The sequence below is a fragment of the Klebsiella sp. 10982 genome (assembly GCF_048589245.1).
GTDB lineage: Bacteria > Pseudomonadota > Gammaproteobacteria > Enterobacterales > Enterobacteriaceae > Klebsiella > Klebsiella quasivariicola.
This window is the reverse complement of the sequence record NZ_JBMAXV010000085.1, coordinates 1-5,770: the sequence shown is the minus strand read 5'-3', so window position 1 is coordinate 5,770 and position 5,770 is coordinate 1. Positions and strand designations below refer to the sequence as shown.

Genomic DNA, 5,770 nt, shown 5'->3' with positions numbered 1-5,770 from the left:
TGGAAGAAATAGAGGTTTCAGTCTGTAAACAGGCTGAAACCAGTCTCGCCATTTTGATAACAAACCGGCAACACAAAAATAGCCCGATTTCGGTGTGTAAAACCTGCACTTTTGGACGTTCCGGCGGATTTTGGCGATGAGTGGTGTGGTGGTTGTCTAGCCAATGTTGAAATGTCGTGCTCAAAACAAGTCAGAGATGACGTCTGGGAGAGTCTGGAAAATTCCTTCTTTAGTCTTAGTCAGGCCTGAAGGATGGTCGCGGATGCCAGGCTTTCTCAGTAATCATCAGTTTCCGAACGGTCTCTTTTGAAATCCGGACACTGTATTCTGTGGTCAGTATTCGCCAGATTGCTGTCGGATTCATACCCCGGCCGCGTGAGCGAATAAGCTGCAGGGCCTGGTCTCTGATGGTGGTGTTTAACTGATGGTTGCCGGGCTTTCCACGGCGCCGGCTGACCAGACCAGCTGGCCCCAGCTCACGATAGCGTTTAATCAGGCGGGAGCACTGACGACGGGTGAGCTCCATGGATTCCGCCACTGACCTGCCCCCAGAGTTAGATACAACCGTCAGTTAGTAAGGTCGGTTTGTTTACCTTCACATTTTCCATTTCGCCACCGTGCTGCAAACTCTGATGGCGTCTGATAATTCAGTGCTGAATGTGGACGACACTCGTTATAATCCTGCCGCCAGTCATTAATGATTTTCCTTGCGTGAACGATATTGCTGAACCAGTGCTCATTCAGGCATTCATCGCGAAATCGTCCGTTAAAGCTCTCAATAAATCCGTTCTGCGTTGGCTTGCCCGGCTGGATTAAGCGCAACTCAACACCATGCTCAAAGGCCCATTGATCCAGTGCACGGCAAGTGAACTCCGGCCCCTGGTCAGTTCTTATCGTCGCCGGATAGCCTCGAAACAGTGCAATGCTGTCCAGAATACGCGAGACCTGAACGCCTGAAATCCCAAAGGCAACAGTGACCGTCAGGCATTCCTTTGTGAAATCATCGACGCAGGTAAGACACTTGATCCTGCGACCGGTGGAAAGTGCGTCCATGACGAAATCCATCGACCAGGTCAGATTGGGCGCCGCCGGACGGAGCAGCGGCAGACGTTCTGTTGCCAGCCCTTTACGACGTCTTCTGCGTTTTACGCCCAGGCCACTGAGGTGATAAAGCCGGTACACGCGCTTATGATTAACATGAAGCCCTTCACGGCGCAGCAACTGCCAAATACGACGGTAGCCAAAACGCCTGCGCTCCAGTACCAGCTCAGTGATGCGCCCTGATAAATGCGCATCAGCAGCCGGACGGTGAGCCTCATAGCGGCAGGTCGACAGGGATAAACCTGTAAGCCTGCAGGCACGACGTTGCGACAGACCGGTCGCATCACACATCAGCATCACGGCTTCCCGCTTCTGGTCTGTCGTCAGTACTTTCGCCCAAGAGCCACCTGAAGCGCCTCTTTATCCAGCATGGCTTCGGCAAGCAGCTTCTTGAGTCTGGCGTTCTCTTCCTCAAGCGACTTCAGGCGCTTAACTTCAGGCACCTCCATACCGCCATACTTCTTACGCCAGGTGTAAAACGTGGCATCGGAAATGGCATGCTTGCGGCAGAGTTCACGGGCGGGTACCCCAGCTTCGGCTTCGCGGAGAATACTGATGATCTGTTCGTCGGAAAAACGCTTCTTCATGGGGATGTCCTCATGTGGCTTATGAAGACATTACTAACATCGGGGTGTACTAATCAACGGGGAGCAGGTCAGCGCATTGAGCGACATAACCTGAATCTGAGACAACATCTGGCAAGGCTGGGACGGAAGTCACTGTCGTTCTCAAAATCGGTGGAGCTGCATGACAAGGTCATCGAGCATTATCTGAGCATAAAACACTATCAGTAAGTTGGAGTCATTACCCAAAACTGGATAGGCCTTTATAAGGGCCTATCCATAATTTCAGAAAATATTTAATGACAGCTATTCATTTTCATGTATTACTTGACTTACATTCTTTCTAAGAGTAGAAACATCAACAGTTTTGATTAATTAGCGACTACTCGCCGCCGTCCAGTTAACTGATTAAAGTGTGATCGAATGAAAATTACTATTTCCGGTACCGGTTATGTCGGTTTATCGAATGGCATCCTGATTGCGCAAAACCACGAAGTGGTGGCGCTGGATATCATTCAATCCAAAGTTGATATGATTAACCAAAAGATTTCTCCGATTGTCGATAAGGAGATTCAGGAATACCTGGCGGAAAAACCGTTGAATTTTCGTGCAACAACTGACAAGCATGATGCTTATCGCAATGCAGATTATGTCATTATCGCCACGCCGACTGACTACGATCCGAAAACGAACTACTTCAATACGTCGACCGTTGAAGCCGTTATTCGCGATGTTACCGAGATTAACCCTGATGCGGTCATGATCATTAAATCAACCATCCCCGTTGGTTTCACTCGTGATATTAAAGAGCGCCTGGGCATTGATAATGTTATTTTCTCTCCAGAGTTCCTCCGTGAAGGCCGCGCGCTCTATGACAACCTGCACCCGTCGCGTATCGTTATTGGTGAGCGTTCAGAACGCGCGGAACGTTTTGCTAACCTCCTGAAAGAAGGAGCGATCAAGCAGGATATCCCGACGCTGTTTACTGATTCTACCGAAGCTGAAGCAATCAAATTATTTGCCAATACCTATCTGGCGCTGCGCGTGGCTTATTTCAATGAACTGGATAGCTACGCTGAGAGCCAGGGCCTGAACAGTAAGCAGATTATCGAAGGCGTGTGCCTCGACCCGCGTATTGGTAACCACTATAACAACCCGTCCTTTGGCTACGGTGGTTACTGCCTGCCGAAAGATACCAAGCAGCTGCTTGCGAACTACGAATCTGTACCGAATAACATTATTGGCGCCATCGTTGACGCTAACCGCACGCGTAAAGATTTCGTTGCTGACTCCATCCTGGCGCGTAAGCCTAAGGTCGTTGGGATTTATCGCCTGATCATGAAGAGTGGTTCTGATAACTTCCGCGCTTCCTCAATTCAGGGCATCATGAAGCGTATTAAGGCTAAAGGTATTCCGGTTATTATCTATGAACCGGTTATGCAGGAAGATGAATTCTTCAATTCCCGCGTAGTTCGCGATTTTGAAGCGTTCAAACAAGAAGCTGATGTGATTGTCTCTAACCGTATGGCTGAAGAGCTGTCGGATGTTGCTGATAAGGTATATACCCGCGATTTATTTGGCAGTGACTAATCTGTCTTCTGGCCGGGAGCAGCAGCTGCCGGCCACCGCTTTCCTCCCCCTCTAAATGATTACGCATTTCTCTTTCCAGTCTCACCGTTCCTTCACCTAAACCATATCCCCTTAAAAAACGTGACCCCGCTTAAATTCTTCAATTGTTCATCTTGTCGCAATCATTGAGGTCGGATATGTTAAATGCACCTTGTGAAGAGCTACCGTCACTGAGATGTAGACGCTGGAGATAAGCGCCGGAAGGGAAAACAGAGCCTGCTTGCAGGCTTTTGTTGTTTATAAGTTCCTGCCGGTGTACAGCATCCTTCCCTGGAATACGATGAGATTCAGATTCCAGTTTAAACCGACGCTTCGGGATCGTTCAGGGGGGAGGCATGGTATGCATGAGTTAGCCGTGGGTATAAAAAATCATCCGTAAGCGTACAGCGTGAACCGTCTGGTCATAATCTGAAGCATCCGACAAAGTGGTGTCCACCAAATAAGTAGTGGGAACCAAAGTGTCAGATATGCAGAAAAATATGACTCCCGGCAGGCGTAAAGGCTGCCCTAATTATTCTCCTGAGTTTAAACAGCAACTCGTTGCTGCCTCCTGCGAACCCGGGATATCCATCTCAAAACTGGCGCTTGAAAATGGCATTAATGCCAATCTGCTCTTTAAATGGCGCCAGCAGTGGCGCGAGGGAAAGCTGCTATTACCTTCCTCTGAGAGTCCTCAGTTACTTCCTGTGACTCTCGATGCCACCGCCGTACAACCAGAACCGCCCGCTGAGGACTCAGAGCTCAGCATCAGCTGTGAGGTAACGTTCCGGCACGGGACACTCCGCCTCAACGGCACTGTCAGCGAAAAGCTTCTGACTCTGCTGATACAGGAACTGAAGCGATGATCCCGCTACCAACAGGCACCAAAATCTGGCTGGTTGCCGGTATTACCGATATGAGAAACGGCTTCAACGGGCTGGCTGCAAAAGTGCAGACGGCGCTGAAAGACGAACCGATGTCCGGCCATGTCTTCATCTTCCGGGGCCGCAGCGGCAGTCAGGTTAAACTTCTGTGGTCCACCGGCGACGGGCTGTGCCTGCTGACCAAACGGCTGGAGCGCGGGCGCTTCGCCTGGCCGTCAGCTCGCGATGGCAAAGTGTTCCTGACCCCGGCGCAGCTGGCAATGCTGCTGGAAGGCATCGACTGGCGACAGCCGAAGCGGTTGCTGACCTCCCTGACCATGCTGTAGGCTTCTTTATCCTGGTTGTCGCAGAATAAGCCTGGTAAAATGCTGGCTTATGAATGACATCTCTTCTGACGACATCCTTCTGCTGAAACAGCGCCTTGCCGAACAGGAAGCGCTGAACCGTGCCCTGCTGGAAAAGCTGGCAGACCGGGAGCGCGAAATAGACCATCTGCAGGCGCAGCTGGATAAACTTCGCCGGATGAACTTCGGCAGCCGTTCCGAAAAAGTCTCCCGCCGTATCGCACAAATGGAAGCCGATCTGAACCGGCTTCAGAAAGAGAGCGATACGCTGACCGGTCGGGTGGATGACCCGGCAGTACAGCGCACTCTGCGTCAGACCCGCACCCGCAAACCGTTCCCCGAATCACTCCCCCGCGATGAAAAACGCCTGCGGCCAGCGGGTTCCTGCTGCCCGGAGTGTGGTGGTGCGCTGAGTTACCTGGGTGAGGATGCCGCTGAACAGCTGGAGCTGATGCGCAGCGCCTTCCGGGTGATCCGGACCGTACGGGAAAAACATGCCTGCACAAAATGTGATGCCATCGTGCAGGCCCCCGCGCCTTCGCGCCCCATTGAGCGGGGTATCGCCGGACCGGGGCTGATGGCCCGCGTGCTGACCACAAAGTATGCAGAGCACACACCGCTGTATCGTCATTCTGAAATATACGGTCGCCAGGGCGTGGAACTGAGCCGTTCACTGCTGTCGGGCTGGGTGGATGCATGCTGCCGGCTGCTGTCCCCGCTGGAGGAGGCGCTTCAGGACTATGTCCTGACTGACGGTAAACTCCATGCCGATGATACCCCGGTCCAGGTGCTGTTGCCGGGCAATAAGAAGACGAAGACCGGGCGGTTGTGGACGTATGTTCGTGATGACCGCAACGCCGGGTCAGCGCTGGCACCGGCGGTGTGGTTCGCCTACAGCCCCGACAGAAAAGGCATCCATCCGCAGACCCATCTTGCGGGGTTCAGCGGTGTGCTACAGGCGGATGCGTACGCCGGGTTCAACGAGCTGTACCGCGATGGCCGGATAACGGAAGCCGCCTGCTGGGCTCACGCCCGCCGTAAAATCCACGATGTGCACGTTCGCACGCCGTCAGCCCTGACGGAGGAAGCCCTGAAGCGTATCGGCGAACTGTATGCCGTGGAGGCAGAAATAAGAGGAATGCTGGCGGAACAACGGCTTGCTGAACGTCAGCGGAAAACGAAACCGCTGCTTAGTACCCTGGAAAGCTGGTTGCGTGAAAAAATGAAAACGCTGTCGCGACACTCGGAGCTGGCAAAGGCGTTCACGTAC

Annotated in this window: 6 protein-coding genes and 1 pseudogene; 5 read left to right on the top strand and 2 right to left on the bottom strand. The window is 52.5% G+C overall.

All coding sequences use genetic code 11. The features are described from left to right. Nucleotides 1-235 precede the first annotated feature (235 nt). Both ACKLKD_RS27295 and ACKLKD_RS27290 read right to left on the bottom strand, forming a co-directional pair. On the bottom strand, nucleotides 236-538 hold the full coding sequence (locus ACKLKD_RS27295; RefSeq protein WP_227525102.1) for a helix-turn-helix domain-containing protein: 303 nt from the start codon (nucleotides 536-538) through the stop codon (nucleotides 236-238). 29 nt (nucleotides 539-567) lie between these two features. Further along, nucleotides 568-1,688 (bottom strand): IS3 family transposase gene (locus ACKLKD_RS27290; RefSeq protein WP_087806406.1). Its coding sequence is split into 2 segments (ribosomal slippage): nucleotides 568-1,430 and nucleotides 1,430-1,688, totalling 1,122 coding nucleotides; the frame shifts between segments, so codons are not numbered across the junction. A 69-nt stretch (nucleotides 1,689-1,757) separates the two neighbouring features. On the opposite strand from ACKLKD_RS27290, the pseudogene ACKLKD_RS27285 reads away from it, so the two are divergent. The 5 genes and pseudogenes from ACKLKD_RS27285 to tnpC all read left to right on the top strand — a co-directional run. After that, a pseudogene (locus tag ACKLKD_RS27285) lies at nucleotides 1,758-1,895 on the top strand (IS1 family transposase); the annotation flags it as partial. Nucleotides 1,896-2,087: 192 nt separating this feature from the next. Next, complete coding sequence (gene ugd / locus ACKLKD_RS27280) at nucleotides 2,088-3,254, top strand: UDP-glucose 6-dehydrogenase (protein ID WP_004103677.1); 1,167 nt, start codon at nucleotides 2,088-2,090, stop codon at nucleotides 3,252-3,254. Nucleotides 3,255-3,760: 506 nt separating this feature from the next. Continuing rightward, nucleotides 3,761-4,138: an IS66-like element accessory protein TnpA gene (tnpA, locus tag ACKLKD_RS27275; RefSeq protein ID WP_004118218.1), complete on the top strand. Its 378-nt coding sequence runs from the start codon at nucleotides 3,761-3,763 to the stop codon at nucleotides 4,136-4,138. Further along, complete coding sequence (gene tnpB / locus ACKLKD_RS27270; RefSeq protein ID WP_004114612.1) at nucleotides 4,135-4,482, top strand: IS66 family insertion sequence element accessory protein TnpB; 348 nt, start codon at nucleotides 4,135-4,137, stop codon at nucleotides 4,480-4,482. The genes tnpA and tnpB overlap by 4 nt, the downstream gene beginning before the upstream one ends. 49 nt (nucleotides 4,483-4,531) lie before the next feature. After that, nucleotides 4,532-5,770 (top strand): IS66 family transposase (gene tnpC, locus ACKLKD_RS27265; RefSeq protein WP_420062000.1); only part of this gene is annotated, 1,239 nt, incomplete at its 3' end.